Source organism: Lapillicoccus sp. (genome assembly GCF_036559105.1).
Lineage (GTDB): Bacteria > Actinomycetota > Actinomycetes > Actinomycetales > Dermatophilaceae > Lapillicoccus.
On sequence record NZ_DATBTV010000150.1, the window covers coordinates 14,325 to 31,583 of the forward strand.

General features: G+C 71.1%; 14 protein-coding genes and 1 pseudogene. 7 read left to right on the forward strand and 8 right to left on the reverse strand.

What is annotated here, in order from left to right; genetic code table 11:
• Nucleotides 1-858 (forward strand): SCO1664 family protein, encoded by an 858-nt coding sequence (locus tag VIG79_RS17915; RefSeq protein ID WP_331888109.1) that lies wholly within the window; start codon nucleotides 1-3, stop codon nucleotides 856-858.
• Nucleotides 859-1,055: 197 nt separating this feature from the next.
• On the forward strand, nucleotides 1,056-2,300 hold the full coding sequence (gene mshC, locus VIG79_RS17920; RefSeq protein ID WP_331888111.1) for a cysteine--1-D-myo-inosityl 2-amino-2-deoxy-alpha-D-glucopyranoside ligase: 1,245 nt from the start codon (nucleotides 1,056-1,058) through the stop codon (nucleotides 2,298-2,300).
• 40 nt (nucleotides 2,301-2,340) lie between these two features.
• Here mshC and VIG79_RS17925 read toward each other — a convergent pair whose 3' ends face one another.
• Nucleotides 2,341-3,201 carry a PAC2 family protein gene (locus VIG79_RS17925; protein ID WP_331888113.1) on the reverse strand — a complete coding sequence of 287 codons (861 nt, stop codon included), beginning with the start codon at nucleotides 3,199-3,201 and terminating at the stop codon, nucleotides 2,341-2,343.
• A 119-nt stretch (nucleotides 3,202-3,320) separates the two neighbouring features.
• On the opposite strand from VIG79_RS17925, the gene VIG79_RS17930 reads away from it, so the two are divergent.
• Nucleotides 3,321-4,022, forward strand: a complete 702-nt coding sequence (locus VIG79_RS17930; RefSeq protein ID WP_331888115.1) for an HAD family hydrolase — start codon at nucleotides 3,321-3,323, stop codon at nucleotides 4,020-4,022.
• Nucleotides 4,023-4,063: 41 nt separating this feature from the next.
• On the opposite strand, the gene VIG79_RS17935 is transcribed toward VIG79_RS17930, so the two are convergent.
• The 3 genes from VIG79_RS17935 to metH form a co-directional block, all read right to left on the reverse strand.
• Nucleotides 4,064-5,005, reverse strand: a complete 942-nt coding sequence (locus tag VIG79_RS17935) for a TIM barrel protein (RefSeq protein WP_331888117.1) — start codon at nucleotides 5,003-5,005, stop codon at nucleotides 4,064-4,066.
• A gap of 85 nt (nucleotides 5,006-5,090) precedes the next feature.
• Nucleotides 5,091-5,996 carry a PD-(D/E)XK nuclease family protein gene (locus VIG79_RS17940; RefSeq protein WP_331888119.1) on the reverse strand — a complete coding sequence of 302 codons (906 nt, stop codon included), beginning with the start codon at nucleotides 5,994-5,996 and terminating at the stop codon, nucleotides 5,091-5,093.
• Nucleotides 5,997-6,209: 213 nt separating this feature from the next.
• Nucleotides 6,210-9,935, reverse strand: a complete 3,726-nt coding sequence (gene metH, locus VIG79_RS17945) for a methionine synthase (RefSeq protein WP_414672653.1) — start codon at nucleotides 9,933-9,935, stop codon at nucleotides 6,210-6,212.
• A 184-nt stretch (nucleotides 9,936-10,119) separates the two neighbouring features.
• Here metH and VIG79_RS17950 point away from each other — a divergent pair, with 184 nt between their 5' ends.
• From VIG79_RS17950 to arc, 4 genes are all read left to right on the forward strand, one after another.
• Nucleotides 10,120-11,325, forward strand: coding sequence for a M50 family metallopeptidase (locus VIG79_RS17950; protein WP_331888123.1), 1,206 nt, complete (start codon nucleotides 10,120-10,122; stop codon nucleotides 11,323-11,325).
• A 413-nt stretch (nucleotides 11,326-11,738) separates the two neighbouring features.
• Nucleotides 11,739-12,104 carry a single-stranded DNA-binding protein gene (locus tag VIG79_RS17955; RefSeq protein ID WP_331888125.1) on the forward strand — a complete coding sequence of 122 codons (366 nt, stop codon included), beginning with the start codon at nucleotides 11,739-11,741 and terminating at the stop codon, nucleotides 12,102-12,104.
• A 91-nt stretch (nucleotides 12,105-12,195) separates the two neighbouring features.
• The gene (locus VIG79_RS17960; protein ID WP_331888127.1) at nucleotides 12,196-13,218 is read left to right on the forward strand and encodes a tRNA (adenine-N1)-methyltransferase; all 1,023 of its coding nucleotides are present in this window, start codon (nucleotides 12,196-12,198) and stop codon (nucleotides 13,216-13,218) included.
• A gap of 62 nt (nucleotides 13,219-13,280) precedes the next feature.
• Nucleotides 13,281-15,071 (forward strand): proteasome ATPase, encoded by a 1,791-nt coding sequence (arc, locus tag VIG79_RS17965; protein WP_331888129.1) that lies wholly within the window; start codon nucleotides 13,281-13,283, stop codon nucleotides 15,069-15,071.
• Between the two features lie 10 nt (nucleotides 15,072-15,081).
• On the opposite strand, the gene VIG79_RS17970 is transcribed toward arc, so the two are convergent.
• The 4 genes and pseudogenes from VIG79_RS17970 to VIG79_RS19910 form a co-directional block, all read right to left on the reverse strand.
• Entirely contained in the window at nucleotides 15,082-15,435 is a 354-nt protein-coding gene (locus VIG79_RS17970) for a DUF3054 domain-containing protein (protein ID WP_331888131.1), read from the reverse strand.
• A 40-nt stretch (nucleotides 15,436-15,475) separates the two neighbouring features.
• A complete protein-coding gene (locus tag VIG79_RS17975; RefSeq protein WP_331888133.1) occupies nucleotides 15,476-16,453 on the reverse strand; it encodes a ribose-phosphate pyrophosphokinase in 978 nt (325 codons plus the stop codon).
• A gap of 290 nt (nucleotides 16,454-16,743) precedes the next feature.
• Nucleotides 16,744-16,980, reverse strand: coding sequence for an alpha/beta hydrolase fold domain-containing protein (locus VIG79_RS17980; RefSeq protein ID WP_331888135.1), 237 nt, complete (start codon nucleotides 16,978-16,980; stop codon nucleotides 16,744-16,746).
• Between the two features lie 49 nt (nucleotides 16,981-17,029).
• Nucleotides 17,030-17,224: pseudogene (locus VIG79_RS19910) on the reverse strand (alpha/beta hydrolase fold domain-containing protein); the annotation flags it as partial.
• Nucleotides 17,225-17,259 lie beyond the last annotated feature (35 nt).

Sequence of the window (17,259 nt, forward strand, 5' to 3'; positions counted from 1 at the left end):
ATGGACGGCCCACGGTCGGCCGTGGAGGTCGAGCAGGTGGTCGAGGCGCTGACCCACGGCGACCTCGAGGTGGTCGGTCAGATCACCGACTCCTCGAACATCGCCCTGCTGTGCGAGGTGCGGGGGGACGCCGTCAACCAGGCGGCTGCGGCCACCGGCGCGCCGGTCCACGTGATCTACAAGCCGGTACGCGGCGAACGGCCGCTGTGGGACTTCCCGGACGGGACGCTGGCCGGCCGCGAGGTCGCGACCTTCGCCGTGTCGCGGGCCGCGGGCTGGGACGTCGTGCCGCCGACCGTGCTCCGGGACGGAGCGTTGGGGCAGGGGTCGGTGCAGCTGTGGATCGGCGACCCGTTCGCGCCCTCGACGAACGGCCGGCCGGTGGACATCTGCTCGCCTCGGTCGGTACCCGACGGGTGGCTGTCGGTGATCGACGGCGAGATCAGCGGCGGCCGGGCCGTGAGCGTCATCCACGAGAACCGTGACGACGTCCGCGACGTCGCGGTCCTCGACGCGGTGGTCAACAACGGCGACCGCAAGGGGTCGCACCTCCAGCGCGACCGCGTCGGCGCCCTCTGGGGTTTCGACCACGGGGTGACGCTCAGTGCCGACCCGAAGCTGCGGACCGTGCTGTGGGGCTGGGCGGGTGAACCGCTGCGCGACGTCGACGTGGTGCGGCTGGAGCGGCTCCAGGGGTTGTTGGACGACCCCGGGTCGAGGCTGAGCACCGACCTCGCCCGCCTGCTACCGCGCGACGACGTTCGCGCTCTCGTGCGGCGCACGACGAAGCTGCTCCGGTCGCGGCGGCACCCACGTCCGAGCGGCGGCTGGCCCGCCATCCCCTGGCCTGCGATCTGACCCGGGCCGCCGCCCCCGCAGCGCTGTACTCGGCGCCCTCCCTGACCCGCGTCGACCACTCCGCACGTGATGGCGTATCGCGCCCGATGTCGGATCTGTCGAAAACAGATCATCACCTGCGCGATAGCCGGCACGCGGGCGTTCGGGATGGTCGGGGCTGGACGGGGCGGGCGCGGGGGCTCGTCTAGGCTCACGCCGTGATCTCGTGGCCCTCGCCGTTCCTGCCCGCGGTACCGGGAACCGGCGGCCCTCTCCGGATCCACGACACGGCCAGCGGTGAGCCGCACGAGGTCGCGCCCGAGGGCCCGGCGACGATGTACGTCTGCGGCATCACGCCCTACGACGCGACCCACATCGGCCACGCCGCCACCTACGTCACGTTCGACCTCGTCGGTCGCACGTTGCGGGACGCCGGCCACGACGTGGTCTACGTGCAGAACGTCACCGACATCGACGACCCCCTCCTCGAACGCGCCGCCCGAGACGGCAAGGACTGGGCCGACCTGGCCCGGGAGGAGACGGCGCTGTTCGCCGAGGACATGACCGCCCTTCAGGTCATCGCCCCGGACCACTTCATCGGCGCGGTGGAGTCGATCCCGTTGATCGTCAAGGCGGTCGAGGAGCTCGAGGCGAACGGCACCGCATACCGGCTGGACGCCCCCGAGGGCGGGCAGGACGTCTACTTCGACGCGACGGAGCAGCCGCACTTCGGCGAGGTCTCGCACCTCAGTCACGACGAGATGCTCGCCCTGTTCGCCGAACGGGGCGGCGACCCCGACCGCGAGGGCAAACGCGACGTCCTCGACCCCCTGCTGTGGCGCGCCCGCCGGGACGGCGAACCGTCGTGGCCCGGCGGCGGCCTCGGCGACGGGCGGCCGGGCTGGCACATCGAGTGCGCGACCATCGCCCAGCAGCACCTCGGCGTCCCGTTCGACCTGCAGGGCGGCGGCACCGACCTGATCTTCCCGCACCACGAGATGAGCGCCGGCCATGGTGAGGCGCTGTCCGGAGCCGAGCCGTTCGCCCGGACCTTCGTGCACCAGGCGATGGTGGGGTACGACGGCGAGAAGATGAGCAAGTCCAAGGGCAACCTCGTCCTCGTCTCCGCGCTGCGCGAACGCGGGGTCGAGCCGATGGCGATCCGGCTGGCGCTCCTCGCGCACCACTACCGCACGCCGTGGGAGTGGACCGACGACGTGCTCGCGCAGGCCGAGGGCCGGCTGGCGGCCTGGCGGACAGGGATGTCGACCAACGGTGGTCCCGACGCCGGCGCCACGGTGGCCGAGGTGCGAGCCCGCCTCGCCGACGACCTCGACACCCCCGGCGCACTCGCCGCCATCGACGCCTGGGTCGCCCGATCCCTGTCCGATGGTGGGTCCGTCGAGGGCGCCCCGGGCATCGTGGGACGTACCTGCGACGCCCTGCTCGGCGTCCGGGTCTAGTCACCCACGAGGTCGCCGCGCCGATCCCTCGCGTGACGGCTCAGGCCGGCGGGATGCCCTCGTCGCCGCGACGGCGCAGGTAGCGCTCGAACTCGCGGGCGATCGCGTCGCCGCTCGCCTCGGGCAGGTCGGCCGTGTCGGTGGTCTCCTCGAGGGACTGGACGTACTCGGCCACCTCGTCGTCGGACTCCGCGAGCTCGTTCACGCCTCGCTCCCACGCGCGGGCCGACTCCGGCAGGTCGCCGAGCGGGATCGTCACGTTGAACAGGGACTCGAGCTTGCCGAGCAGGCCGAGGGTGGCCTTGGGCGACGGCGAGCTCCCGGCGTAGTGGGGAACGGCCGCCCAGCAGCTGAGCGACGGCAACCCGGCTCGATGAGCGGCGTCCGAGATGACGCCGACGATGCCGGTCGGGCCCTCGTATCCGCTCGACTCGAGGTCGAGCCGGTGGAGGACGTCCTCGTCGTCGGAGGTCGCAGTGACGGGGATCGGGCGGGTATGCGGGACGTCGGCGAGCAGCGCGCCGAGGGTCACGAAGGTCGAGACGCCGAGCCGCTCCGCATACTCGAGCAGCTCGATGGTGAACGCCCGCCACCGGGTCGACGGCTCGATGCCCTCCACGAGGACGACGTCGCGCGAGCCGAACCCGGTGTCGCGCGCGACCAGGATCCGGGTGGTGGGCCACACGATTCGCCGTTGACCGTCGTCGCGCATCACCTTCGGGCGGTTGACCTGGAAGTCGTAGTACTCCTCCGGGTCGAGAGCCGCAATGGCCTCGGCGTCCCAGACCGCCGCGAGGTGTTCGACCGCGGACGAGGCCGCCTCGCCGGCGTCGTTCCATCCCTCGAACGCGGCGATGAGCATCGGGTCGCGCAGCGTCGGCACGTCCTCGAACTCGAGCAAGGAGCCTCCATCGGTGATCTGTCGCACGGGGGGTCGCCGCATCGGCGCATCTCCACCTTATGCTCCCGCTCTCGAGCCACGGCCCGTGACGGTTTCCGCCGCGCCTAGACTCTGCGGTCGTGACCTCGACCACTGAACCGGCGATCCGGGCACAGCTGCCCGCCGCAGTGCTCTGGGACATGGACGGCACGCTCATCGACAGCGAGCCCTACTGGATCGCCGAGGAGCATGCGCTCGTCGAGTCGTTCGGCGGCACGTGGACCGACGCCCACGCGCACGCACTGGTCGGCAACCCGCTCGAGGTGTCGGCGCAGTACATCATCGACCACTCGCCGGTCGAGGCCGACGTCAACGAGGTGGTCGACACGCTCATGTACGGCGTCATGGACCGCGTCCGCGCCTCGGTGCCGTGGCGTCCCGGGGCGCTCGAGCTGCTCACGGCCCTGCATGACGCCGGCGTCCCGAACGCGCTGGTGACGATGTCCTGGCGCCCGCTCACCGACCTCGTGGTCTCGCTGGTCCCGCCCGACGTGTTCGACGTCGTCGTCACGGGGGACGCGGTCGGCCACGGCAAGCCGCACCCCGAGCCCTACCTCACCGCGGCGCGGCTCCTCGGGGTCGAGGCCTCGGACTGCGTCGCCATCGAGGACTCGCCGGCCGGTGTGGCCTCCGCCGTGGCAGCGGGCGTGCCGACCATCGCCGTCCCGCACGTCGTCCCGGTGCCAAGGATGGCCGGTGCGGTCCAGCTGCCCTCGTTGCGCGGCGTCGGGCCGGCCGACCTGCTCCTGGCGGTCTCCGCCACCCGGCGCCCCGCCCGCTAGTCCCGCACGCACACCGCAGCGCGGGTAGGCGACGGAGCCGGTCAGTCCCTCGGGTCGAGACCGGCGGCGACGTCGCGGAGGTGGTCCAGGCTGACCCGGACGTCCTCCACCGGCGGTCGGGTGGCGCCGCCCTCGGTCGGCTCCGCGTCGAGGATCGTGTCCTGCTCGAGGACGTACCACCCCGCATACCCGGCGTTCTCGAGCGAGGTGACGATGGCCGCGACGTCCACGTCTCCCGCGCCGAGCGGGCGGTACATGCCGGCCCGGACGCCGTCGGTGTAGCTCAGTCCCTCGTGGCGGACACGGGCGGCCACGTCGGCCGCCACGTCCTTGAGGTGGACGTGGGCCACCCGGTCCGGACTCTGCTGCGCGACGGCGACCGGGTCGCCGCCGCCGATCAGCAGGTGCCCGGTGTCGAGGCACAGGCCGATCCCACTGCCGCGCAGCACCCGTTCGGTCTCCTCACCGGACTCGACCATGGTGCCGACGTGGGGGTGCAGGGTCGCCTCCAGGCCACGTGCGGAGGCGGCCACGTCGAGCCGGTCGAGATTGCCGAGGAGGGTGGTCCAGCCCTTGGCGTCCAGCACCGGGCGGGCGTCGTACCCCTCGGATCCCGTCGCCGCCGCAAGCACCAGCGTGGTGGCGTGCGCGGCGACCAGCCCGTCCATGGCCAGGTGGACCTCGGGGAGCGGGTCGTGGTCGGGGTCGTGCAGGACGACCGGGACGAACTGGCCGACGGCGGCGAGCCCGTGGCGCCCGAGTACGGCCGCCTTGGCCTCCGGCGCCTCGGGGAGGAAGTCCTCCGGACCGAACTCGGTGGCGCGGAGCCCCACCTCCCGCATCTGGGTCAGCACGGTGGCCGGGTCGTACTGCCAGCCCCAGCCGGGCACCTCGCAGACCCCCCACGAGATCGGGGCACCGGCCACGCGGTCCAGAACGGGGAGGCGGATCGTTCGCACGCGGGCGTCACCGGTGACGGTCATGGTGGCAAGGGTGGGGGAGCCTCCGACCCGTGTCAACCGTTTGTCCTGACATTAAGACGGTCTGGGGGACGCGACCGGCTCAGCGTCACTCGTCGGCCGGGTCGACGCGGCCGGTCTCCTCGGGGTCGACGGCGAGCAGGGAGGCTCGCTCCGGCAGCGGTGGCGGTGTGCCGCCCCACGCGGGACAGATGGCCCGGTGGTCGCACCAGTCACACAGCTTCGACGGTGAAGGGCGCCAGTCGCCGGTGGTCGCGGCCCGCTCGATCGCCGTCCACAGCGCCTTGACCTTCCGCTCGGTCGCAAGCAGGTCGGCCTCGTCGGGGGAGTAGCGCAGCAGCTCGCGGTTGCCGAGGTAGACCAGCTGGAGCATGGTCGGGACGACCCCGCGCATCCGCCACAGCACCAGCGCGTAGAACCGCATCTGGAACAGCGCCTTGGCCTCGAAGTACTCCGAGGGCGAGCGGCCGGTCTTGTAGTCGACGACCCGCATCGCGCCGTTCGGGGCGACATCGAGCCGGTCCACGTAGCCCCGGAGGGTCAGCCCGCCCACGTCGGCCTCGACGTAGAGCTCGCGCTCGGCCGGCTCGAGGCGAGTGGGGTCCTCGAGGGTGAACCAGGTGTCGACCAGCTTGGCCGCATCGGCGAACCAGGACTGCCGGTCGGGTGCGTCGAGTCCGTCGTCGGAGATCAGCGTGGCGAGCTCGGGCTCCTCCTCGACGAGCCGCTCCCACTCCCGCGCGAGCAGCTCGACCGCGCGCTCGGGGGTGCGGTCCTCGGCGGGCAGGTCGAAGAGGCGCTCCAGCACGGCGTGCACGAGGGTCCCTCGGGCGGCGGCCGGGCTGGGCAGGCTGGGGAGCCGGTCGATGACCCGGAACCGGTAGAGCAGCGGGCACGCCATGAAGTCCGCCGCGCGGCTCGGCGACAGCGCGGCCGTGCGCTGCGGCAGCGGCTCACGTCGGCGCGGCGGCGCGGTCTGGACGGCGGTGCTCATGCCAGGGACTGTAGAACGTATGTCCGACTGCGGGTCGGAGGCGCGCCCCGTGGAGGCGCGCCCGGTGGCCCGGCGCACGCCGGCGACGACCCGTCGGTATGCGTCGCGCCAGCTCACTCGTCGATTCTCGCCGCCGGGCCGGACAGCCGCCGCACCCGCCCCACAGCGGCGTGACCGGCCGACCCCCAGGTTCTGCGCACCTGCGCGGACCGTTCAGTCCTCCGGCTGGTACCCCAGGTTCGGACCCAGCCACCGCTCGGCCTCTGCCATGGACCAGCCCTTGCGTGTCGCATACTCCTCGACCTGGTCCTGGCCGAGCCGCCCGACGACGAAGTACTGGGACTGCGGGTGCGAGAAGTACCAGCCGCTGACCGCCGCGCCGGGCCACATGGCCATCGACTCGGTGAGGCGGATCCCGACCCGGCGCTCGACGTCGAGCAGTGACCAGAGGGTCTCCTTCTCGGTGTGGTCCGGGCAGGCGGGGTACCCGGGCGCCGGCCGGATCCCGACGTAGCGCTCGGCGAGGACCTCCTCGCTCGAGAGGTGCTCGTCCGGCGCATACCCCCAGATGTCGCGGCGGACCCGCTCGTGGAGCCGCTCGGCGAAGGCCTCGGCCAGCCGGTCGGCGAGGGACTCGAGGAGGATCGCGTTGTAGTCGTCGACCGCCGCCTTGAACTCGGCCACCTTCTCCGGGACACCGAGGCCGGCCGTGACGGCGAACGCTCCGACGTGGTCGCGCAGCCCGGTCGACGTCGGCGCGACGAAGTCGGAGAGCGCCCGGTTCGGCACGCCGTCGCGGTGCTTCCCCTGCTGGCGCAGGGTGCGAAGCGTCACCGCCAGGGACTCGCGGGTCTCGTCGGTGTAGACCTCGATGTCGTCACCGACCGAGTTGGCGGGGAACAGGCCCAGGACGCCGTCGGCGCGCAGCCACTTCTCGTCGGTCAGCCGGTCGAGCATCCGCTGCGCGTCCTGGTAGAGCCGCGTGGCCGCCTCGCCCGACGCCGGGTTGTTGAGGATGTCGGGGAACCGACCCTTCATCTCCCAGGCGTTGAAGAACGGGCCCCAGTCGATGTACTCGCGCAGCTCGGCCAGCGAGTAGTCGTGCCAGGTGCGGACGAACTGGGTGATCTCGTGGCGCCGCACCCCGGACTGTCGCTGGAGCAGCTCCTTCTCCTGCTGCGCGATGACGTGGGGGATCGGCGGACGGTATGCCGCCCAGTCCACCGGGGTGGCGTTGGCCCGTGCGGTGGCCAGCGGGACCAGCGGCCGGTCGGTGCTCTTGGCCGCGTGCCGGGCGCGCAGCGCGTCGTAGTCGGTCTTGACCGTGGCCATCAGCTTCGGGCGCTGGTCGTCGGAGAGCAGCTGGGAGACGACGGGGACGGACCGCGAGGCGTCCTTCACCCAGACGACGGGGCCGTGGTACTTCTCGTCGACCTTGACGGCCGTGTGCGCCCGTGACGTCGTGGCGCCGCCGATGAGGAGCGGGATCTCGAAGCCTTGGCGCTCCATCTCCGATGCCATCGTCACCATCTCGTCGAGCGACGGCGTGATGAGGCCGGAGAGCCCGATCACGTCGGCCCGCTCGCTTCTCGCGGCGTCGAGGATCTTCTGTGGCGGGACCATGACCCCCAGGTCGACGACGTCGTAGTTGTTGCACTGCAGCACGACGCCGACGATGTTCTTGCCGATGTCGTGAACGTCGCCCTTGACGGTGGCCATGACGATCTTGCCCTTGGCGCTGGATGTCGCAGGACCGCCGTCCCTCTCCTGTTGCTGCTTCTCCGCCTCGATGAACGGGATGAGGTAGGCGACGGCCTTCTTCATCACCCGGGCGCTCTTGACCACCTGCGGCAGGAACATCTTCCCGGAGCCGAACAGGTCGCCGACGACGTTCATCCCGTCCATCAGCGGGCCCTCGATGACCTCGATGGTGCGACCGCCGCGGGCGACGATCTCCTGGCGCAGCTCCTCGGTGTCGGTCTCGGCGAACTCGTCGATGCCCTTGACCAGCGCGTGGGTGATCCGCTCGCCGACCGGCAGCGTGCGCCACTCCTTGCCGGCGTTGGGGTCGGCCTCCTCGGCCGCCGTGTTGAACCGCTCGGCGATCTCGAGCAGCCGTTCGGTGGAGTCGCTGCGGCGGTTGAGGATCACGTCCTCGATGCGCTCGCGCAGATCAGGGTCGAGCTGGTCGTAGACCACCAGGGCACCGGCGTTGACGATGCCCATGTCCATGCCGGCCTGGATCGCGTGGTAGAGGAACACGGCGTGGATCGCCTCGCGGACCGCGTTGTTGCCGCGGAACGAGAAGCTGACGTTGGAGACGCCGCCGGAGACGAGCGCGTGCGGCAGGTTCTCCTTGATCCACCGGGTCGCCTCGATGAAGTCGGTGCCGTAGGCGGCGTGCTCCTCGATGCCGGTGGCGACCGCGAAGATGTTCGGGTCGATGATGACGTCCTCGGCGGGGAAGCCGACCTCGTGGACGAGGATGTCGTATGCGCGACGCGAGATGACCTGTCGGCGGGCCAGGCTGTCGGCCTGACCCTCCTCGTCGAAGGCCATCACGACGATCGCCGCGCCGTACTTGCGGCACAGCCGCGCGTGCTCGACGAAGGCCTCGACGCCCTCCTTCATCGAGATCGAGTTGACGATCGGCTTGCCCTGAACGCACTTGAGGCCGGCCTCGATGACCGACCACTTGCTGGAGTCGATCATCAGCGGCACCCGGGAGATGTCGGGCTCGCTGGCGATGAGCTTGACGAAGCGGTCCATCGCCTCGACGCCGTCGATCATCCCCTCGTCCATGTTGATGTCGATGACCTGCGCGCCGGCTTCGACCTGTTGGCGGGCGACGTTGAGGGCGGTGGGGTAGTCGCCTTCCTTGATGAGCCGCCGGAACCGGGCGCTGCCGGTGATGTTCGTCCGCTCGCCGACGTTGACGAACAGCGAGTCCTCGGTGATGTTCAGCGGTTCCAGGCCCGAGAGGCGGAGCGCGGGCGCGAGGTCGGCGGGCACGTGCGGGGTCTTGCCGTCGACCGCCTTGCTGAACATGGCGATGTGGTCCGGCGTCGTACCGCAGCAGCCGCCGATGATGTTGACCAGGCCGCTGTCGGCGAACTCCTCCATGATCGCGGACATCTGCTCGGGCGCCTCGTCGTACTCGCCGAACGCGTTGGGCAGCCCCGCGTTGGGGTAGCAGGACACGAAACAGTCGGCGATACGGGCGATCTCGGCGAGGTAGGGCCGGATCTCGTCGGCGCCGAGAGCGCAGTTGAGACCGACGGCGATCGGCCGCGAGTGGCGGATCGAGTTGTAGAACGCCTCGGTGACCTGCCCCGACAGGGTTCGGCCGGAGGCGTCCGTGATGGTGCCGGAGATGATGACCGGCCAGCGCCGCGCATACTCCTCGAACAGCGTCTCGCAGGCGAAGATCGCTGCCTTGGCGTTCAGGGTGTCGAAGATCGTCTCGATGAGCAGCAGGTCGGCACCGCCGTCGACGAGGCCGCGCGCCTGCTCCAGGTAGGCGGCGACGAGCTGGTCGTAAGTGATGTTGCGCGCGCCGGGGTCGTCAACGTCGGGCGAGATCGAGGCGGTGCTGTTGGTCGGGCCCAGGGCACCCGCGACGTAGCGCGGCCGGTCGGGGGTCCGCTCGGTCATCGCGTCGCACTCGGCGCGGGCGATCCGCGCTGCGGCGACGTTCATCTCGTAGGCGAGGTCGACCATGTCGTAGTCGCGCAGGCTGATCGCGTTGGCGTTGAAGGTGTTCGTCTCGAGCAGGTCGGCGCCGGCTGCGAGGTACTCGCGGTGGATCCCGGCGATGACGTCGGGCGCGGTCAGGACGAGGAGATCGTTGTTGCCGCGCAGGTCGCTCGGCCAGTCGGCGAAGCGCTCGCCGCGGAAGTCCTGCTCCGCCAGCCCGGCGCGCTGGATCATGGTGCCCATCGCCCCGTCGAGCACGAGGATCCGCTCGGCGAGGAGGCTGCGAAGCTCCTCGGTGGCGTCGGGGCGCAGGTTGTTCTCGGTCACGGTGGCCTTCAGCGAGTCGGGTCGGACGACCTCCCAGTATGAACGGGGAGGCACAGGAAGCGCACGGAGGTATCACCATCCGATGACGTAGTGTCGTCCCATGACCGCGGGCCCCGGCACCACGGCGAGCTACGGCTGGCGGATCGGCGACATTCGCGGCATACCGGTCTACCTCGGCCGGTCCTGGCCGGTCATCGCGATCATCGTCGTCGTGACGTTCGCCCCGAACGTGTCGACGTCGACCGGGCAGTACGGCGGCGTCTTCGGGTATGCGGTCGCGGTCGCCTACGCGGTGCTGCTCCTGCTGTCCGTCCTGGCTCACGAGGCCGGCCACGCGCTGGTCGCGCGGCGGTTCGGGTTCCGTGTCGACCGCGTCGTCGCCGACCTCTGGGGCGGCCACACCGTCTACGACAGCTCGACCTCCCGCGCCGGCACCAGCGCGGTCATCTCGGTGTCCGGGCCCCTCGCCAACCTCGTGCTCGCCGGCATCGGGTATGCCGTGATGCGGGCGGTCGATCCGGACGGCGTCGTCGGGCTGCTGCTCTTCGCGGTCACGCTGACCAACGCCTTCGTCGGGTTCTTCAACCTGCTTCCTGGGCTGCCGCTGGACGGCGGGTATCTCGTACACGCGTTGGTCTGGAAGGTGACCGGCGACCGCAACCGCGCGTTGATGGTCGCCGGCTGGCTGGGACGGGTCGTGACGGTGGTGTTCGTGCTCTGGCTGGTCGGGCGGCCGCTGCTCCTCGGTCAGCCGCCGTCCCTGGTCACCATCGTCTGGTGCGGCCTGATCGGCGCGTTCCTCTGGATGGGAGCGACGAGCGCCATCCGCGCGGGGGAGTCTCGGCGGGTCATCGAGCGGGTGCCGTTGGCGAAGGTGCTGCGCCCGGCCATGGTCGTCGGGGTCGGGGAATCCGTGGCCTCGGTACTGGCCCGAGTGGACGGTGCGGCGTCGGGTAGCCGACGTGACGGCGACGGCGGCTGGGCGGTCGGCGGGTCCGGTGCGGTCGCCCCGGTCGTGGTCGCGGTCGGCCGGTCCGGCGAGGTCCTCGGGATCGCCGACCTCGACGCGGCCCGGGGGATCGACGGGGCACGCCAGGGACAGGTGCCCGTGGAGGCGGTGGTGGGCCGTCAGCCGGACGGCTGGGTGGTCATGGTCGACTCGCGCGAGGGTGACGTCTCGGGGCTGGTCAGCGCCGTGGCGGCGAGTGGGTCGGCGGCTCCACCCACGCTGCTCGCGGTGACACCGACGGGCGAGGTGCTGGGGACGGTCACCCTGGCGGATCTGTCGGCGGCGTTCACGCCCTGACGTCGCGGGTCAGCGGCGCTCAGCGGCGCTCAGCGGCAGGTCGGACGCGGCAGGTCGGACGCGGCAGGTCGGACGCGGCCGGTCCAAACGGGCCGACGATGAACGCCACGGGGCGGCGCCCGGCGCTCGGCTCACGGCACCCCAGCTACTCGGACATGTCTGAGTTGTTGTGGCCAGAACCGGGATTTCGTGGCGACTACTCGGACATGTCTGAGCGGCCTCGCGAGCGCCGAGCCACGGAGGTCGGCGACGCTGATGGTCTTGGTCGTGTGAAGTCGAGGCGAGTGAGGGGTCCGAGCTGTCCAGGTCTCGCGACCGCTTTTTCGTCCACATGGTGTGGGTGATCCGTCCCGTCATCCACAGGTGCGATCAACGCTCTGGTGCGTGGACGGCCCGGGACCTTGGGTGGAGTCATGGCGAGGAAACTGGCACTGGCAGAGGCGGTTCCGGGTGAGGACCATGGACTCGTCGGCGTGAACGAGGTCCGGCTGGTCGGGCGCGTGAGCGGGCGCCCGGAGTCGAAGGAGCTGCCCAGCGGCGACATCGTGGTCCAGCTGCGCGTGGTCGTCGGCCGGCCACCGTCGGAGCGCAAGACCCAGGTCGACACCATTGACGTGTCCTGCTGGACCGCGGCGGCCCGGCGAGCGGCGCTGCGGCAGCACGACGGCGACCTGGTCGAGGTGTCGGGGGCGCTGCGGCGGCGGTTCTTCCGGGCGGGCGCGACGACGCAGAGCCGCTACGACGTGGAGGCGGTTACCGTGCGACGACATCGGGGGTGAGCCGCAAGGCCGCCCCACCGGTCGGGCGAGGTCCTGGCGTCCGGCCTCGGCGTGACCTCGGCGGGCCGGCGCGACCGTAGACTCACCGCTCGTGGTCGAGGCGGAGGATGCGGGCGAGGTTGCGGCGTCGGACCCCGACGCCAGGGGGCTCACTCGACGGGGACCGTTCGAGGTCGGCGACCGGGTCCAGCTGACGGACCCCAAGGGCCGCCTCCACACCATCACCCTCGAGACCGGGCGCGAGTTCCACACCCACGCCGGCCGGCTCGCCCACGACGACCTCATCGGGGAGCCGGACGGGACCGTCGTCGCGAACTCGTCGGGCACCGAGTACCTCGCGCTGCGCCCGCTGCTGGCCGACTACGTGATGTCGATGCCGCGCGGCGCCGCCGTGATCTACCCCAAGGACTCGGCCCAGATCGTCACCATGGCCGACATCTTCCCGGGCGCCCGCGTCGTGGAGGCCGGGGTCGGGTCCGGTGCCCTCAGCATGTCGCTGCTACGGGCCATCGGTGACAACGGCGAGCTGGTGTCGTTCGAGCGCCGCGAGGACTTCGCCGACATCGCCCGCGGGAACGCCCGCGCCTTCTTCGGCCGAGAGCACCCGGCCTGGCGGGTCGTCGTCGGCGATCTGGTGGAGGCCCTCCCCACGGCGGTCGAGGCCGGCACCGTCGACCGCGTCGTCCTGGACATGCTCGCCCCGTGGGAGTGCCTCGACGCGGTGGCCGACGCGATGCTGCCCGGCGGCGTGCTGATCTGCTACGTCGCGACGACGACCCAGCTCTCCCGGGTGGCCGAGGGGATCCGGAGCCACGGCGGCTACACCGAGCCGAACGCCTGGGAGTCCCTCGTCCGGGGCTGGCACCTCGAGGGTCTGGCGGTCCGGCCCGAGCACCGGATGCACGGGCATACCGGCTTCCTCGTCACCACCCGACGGCTGGCGCCCGGAGTCACTCCCCCGGAGCGGACGCGCCGGCCAGCGAAGGGGTCCCAGAGCCCGCCGGCCGACGTCGAGGAGGCCGAGTGGGACGCCGCCGACCTCGGCGAACGTCCAGTATCTGAGAAAAAGGTCCGACGCGTACGCAGGACTGTGACTCAAACCTCCGAGCCGTAAGCGAAACGGCGAGTTAGGGTCGAATCAGGAGCCCGACCCGAGAGCCGTCAGGAGGTGCCGAGATGTCAGACATCACCCCCCGCGAGCCCGAGGACGTGCACGCACACCACGACCAGTCGGACCCGTTCGAGCGAGCCGCGCCCGAGGAGCTGTCGCGCCAGCGCGACCTCCTGCGCGACGAGGTGCACGAGCTGCGCGAGCAGCTGCGGCACAGCCCGACCCGGGCCCGTGAGCTGGAGAACCGCGTCCTGCAGCTGCAGACGTCGCTCGCCACGCTCTCCACCCAGAACGAGCGGCTGGTGCGCACCCTCAAAGAGGCGCGCGAGCAGATCGTCACGCTGAAGTCCGAGGTGGACCGGCTCGCGCAGCCGCCCAGTGCCTACGGGCTGATCCTCGAGTCCTACGACGACGCGACGGTGGACATCCTCACCAGCGGCCGCAAGATGCGGGTCGCCGTGAGCCCGACTGTCGACCCCGCCACCCTGAGCGCGGGCCGTGAGGTCATGCTCAACGAGGCGCTCAACGTCGTCGCCACGTGCGGCTACGAACGCGTCGGCGAGGTCGTCATGGTCAAGGAGATCCTCGACGACGACCGCATCCTCGTGGTCGCGCACGCCGACGAGGAGCGGGTATGCCGCCGCGCCGACTCCCTCGAGGGACAGCTGGTCCGCGTCGGTGACGCGCTCATGCTCGACCCGCGGTCCGGGTTCGTCTACGAGCGGATCCCCAAGGCCGAGGTCCAGGACCTCGTCCTCGAGGAGGTCCCCGACATCGCCTACGAGGACATCGGTGGCCTGTCCGGCCAGATCGAGCAGATCCGCGACGCGGTCGAGCTGCCCTACCTGCATCCGGAGCTGTTCAAGGAGCACCAGCTGCGTCCGCCGAAGGGTGTCCTGCTCTACGGCCCGCCCGGCTGCGGCAAGACCCTCATCGCCAAGGCGGTGGCGGCGTCGCTGGCCAAGAAGGTGGCGGAGCGCACCGGGGTCGAGCTCGAGAAGAGCTACTTCCTCAACATCAAGGGCCCGGAGCTGCTCAACAAGTACGTCGGCGAGACCGAGCGCCACATCCGGGTGATCTTCCAGCGCGCCCGCGAGAAGGCGTCCGACGGGACACCGGTCGTCGTGTTCTTCGACGAGATGGACTCACTGTTCCGCACTCGCGGGTCCGGCGTCTCCAGCGACGTCGAGACCACGATCGTGCCGCAGCTGCTGTCGGAGATCGACGGCGTGGAACGGCTGGAGAACGTCATCGTCATCGGGGCGTCCAACCGCGAGGACATGATCGACCCGGCGATCCTGCGGCCCGGCCGCCTCGACGTGAAGATCAAGATTGAGCGGCCGGACGCCGAGAGCGCCCGCGACATCTTCAGCAAGTACCTCGTCGTGGGTCTGCCGCTGCACGAGCACGACCTGGCCGAGAACGGCGGCAACCGGCTGGCGACCATCGAGGGCATGATCCAGGCGACCGTCGAGCGGATGTACTCCGAGATCGACGAGAACCGGTTCCTCGAGGTGACCTACGCCGGTGGCGACAAGGAGATCCTCTACTTCAAGGACTTCAACTCGGGCGCGATGATCGAGAACATCGTCGACCGGGCCAAGAAGATGGCGATCAAAGACTTCCTCACGATCGGCCAGAAGGGGATCCGGGTCGACCACCTGCTCGCGGCCTGCGTCGACGAGTTCAAGGAGAACGAGGACCTGCCCAACACGACGAACCCCGACGACTGGGCTCGCATCTCGGGCAAGAAGGGCGAGCGGATCGTCTACATCCGCACGCTCATCAACGGCAAGGACGGCACCGAGCCGGGTCGCTCGATCCACAACGTCGCCAACACCGGCCAGTACCTCTGACCGCCTACCGCTAGCTGCGCGCCACCCGCGCTGCCACCGCTCGCCAGCCGAGCAGGAGGGCGGCGAGGACCAGCGTCGCCACGAGGACGAACGACGGCGCCGTGCCCTGGCCGGTCAGGGCCCGCAGCAGCATGCCGACGACGACCGTCGCGACGACCACGCTGACCCCGGGGCCAATCTCCAGCGCCCACCGGTGCGAGAGCGAGCGGACCAGCGTCCAGCCCACGGCGAGGCCGACCAGGAACGGCCAGGCCGTGGCCAGGACCCCGAGGACCGGGTTGAGCTCGACATGGGTCGCGCGCCCGACCGCCGCGAACACGAGCAGGAACGCCACGTCGACGAGGAAGGCGACGCCGGGCGGCATACGGGAACCCGCCCGTGGCGACGTCACTGGGGTGAGCGGGTCAGAACGGGAGCCGGGGCTGCGGCGGTGCGTGGGTGGGATCGACGCCCTCGAACAGCGACGACACCGAGCGACCGTGGTGGATCCGGGAGATCGCCTCGGCGAACAACCCCGCCACCGAGCGGACCTGCAGGTCGGGCCACCCCTCCGGCCTCGGGACGGTGTCGGTCGTCACGACCTCGGTGATCATCGGATGGGTGCTCAGCCGCTCGACCGCGGGGCCCGCGAACAGTCCATGGGTGCAGGTGACCGACGCCTCGGTGCAGCCGACGTCCTTGAGCCGCTCGAGCAGCTCGACGATCGAGCCGCCGGTCGCGATCTCGTCGTCGAGGACGATGGCCCGCTTGCCGGCGACGTCGCCGACGATCGCGTCGATGACGACCTTGTCGTCCGCGAGGCGCTGCTTGCTGCCGGCCGCCACGGGGAGCCCCAACAGCCGCGCGAAGAGCGTCGCGGTCTTGGCGTTGCCGAGGTCGGGGGAGACGACGACGGTGTCGGTGAGGTCGCGGCCGCGATAGTGGTCGGCCAGGACTCCGATCGCCGTGAGGTGGTCCACCGGAACCGAGAAGAACCCGTGCACCTGCGGCGCGTGCAGCGCCATCGTCAGCACCCGGTCGGCGCCCGCCGTGACCAGCATGTCGGCGACGAGGCGCCCGCCGAGCGAGATGCGCGAGGCGTCCTTCTTGTCGGAGCGCGCGTACGCGTAGTGGGGCATGACCACCGTGATCTGCGCCGCCGAAGCGCCGCGCGCGGCGTCGCACATGAGGAGCAGCTCCATGAGGTGCTCCTGCGTCGGCGGCACCAGCGGCTGGATGATGTAGACGTCCTGCTGCCGACAGTTCTCCAGCAGCTGCACCTGGAGGCAGTCGTTGCTGAACCGCTTGATGTCGACCGGGGAACGGCGGACGCCGAGGTGACCACAGATCCGGTCGGCCAACTCAGGGTGGGCAGTACCGGAGAACACCACGACGTCGTTCACGGGCGGCCTTCCGAGGGCGGCGGCGGTTCCGTGGCCCACTCTACGTGAGCGGTCCGGCCGGTATGCGGGTGAGGTCCGGCGCAACCGGAACCCCTGTGACGTCTCCCGTGACTCTGGGCCCACCAGCCCCACGAGTATGCGTCGACGCCTCGCAATGCGCCTCCGCCCCCTCCGGTCCTCCCCGCGCGAGAGGCCAACTTCGGTCGTCATCCGAGACGAGTAACGACCGAAGTTGGCCTCTCGGCGGAAGGGGAGGGGCAGCCGAGCGGCGGGGGGCGGGCGGTCGGGCGTCAGGCCAGGTGGCGGCGGGCCTCGGTCGCGAGCTCGAGGCGGGCCCGGGCCGCGGAGGGGGTCACGCCGGGGATCGACATGAACCCGTGCGGAGCGCCCAGGTAGTTCGTCGCCCGGACTCCCACGCCGGCGTCGGCGAGCCGGGCCGCATACGCCTCGGCCTCGTCGCGCAACGGGTCGAGGTCCGCGGTCTGGACCAAGGCGGGTGGGAGTCCGGCGAGGTCGTCGGCCCACAAACGGCGACGCGAGCGAGTCCTTGGGGTCGAGGCCGGACCCGTCGAGGTACCGGTGCAGGTAGGCCACGATCTCCCGCCGCGTCAGCATCGGCGCGTCGGCCAGCGCGGCGACCGACGGGAAGCGCATCGTCGCGTCCACGCCGGGGTAGAGCAGCGCCTGGTGGGCGACCCGCGGGCCGCCCTCGTCACGGAGGACCATCGACACCACCGCGGCGAGGTTGCCGCCAGCGCTGTCGCCGCACACCGCCAACCGCTCGGCGTCACCGCCCAGCGGTCCCG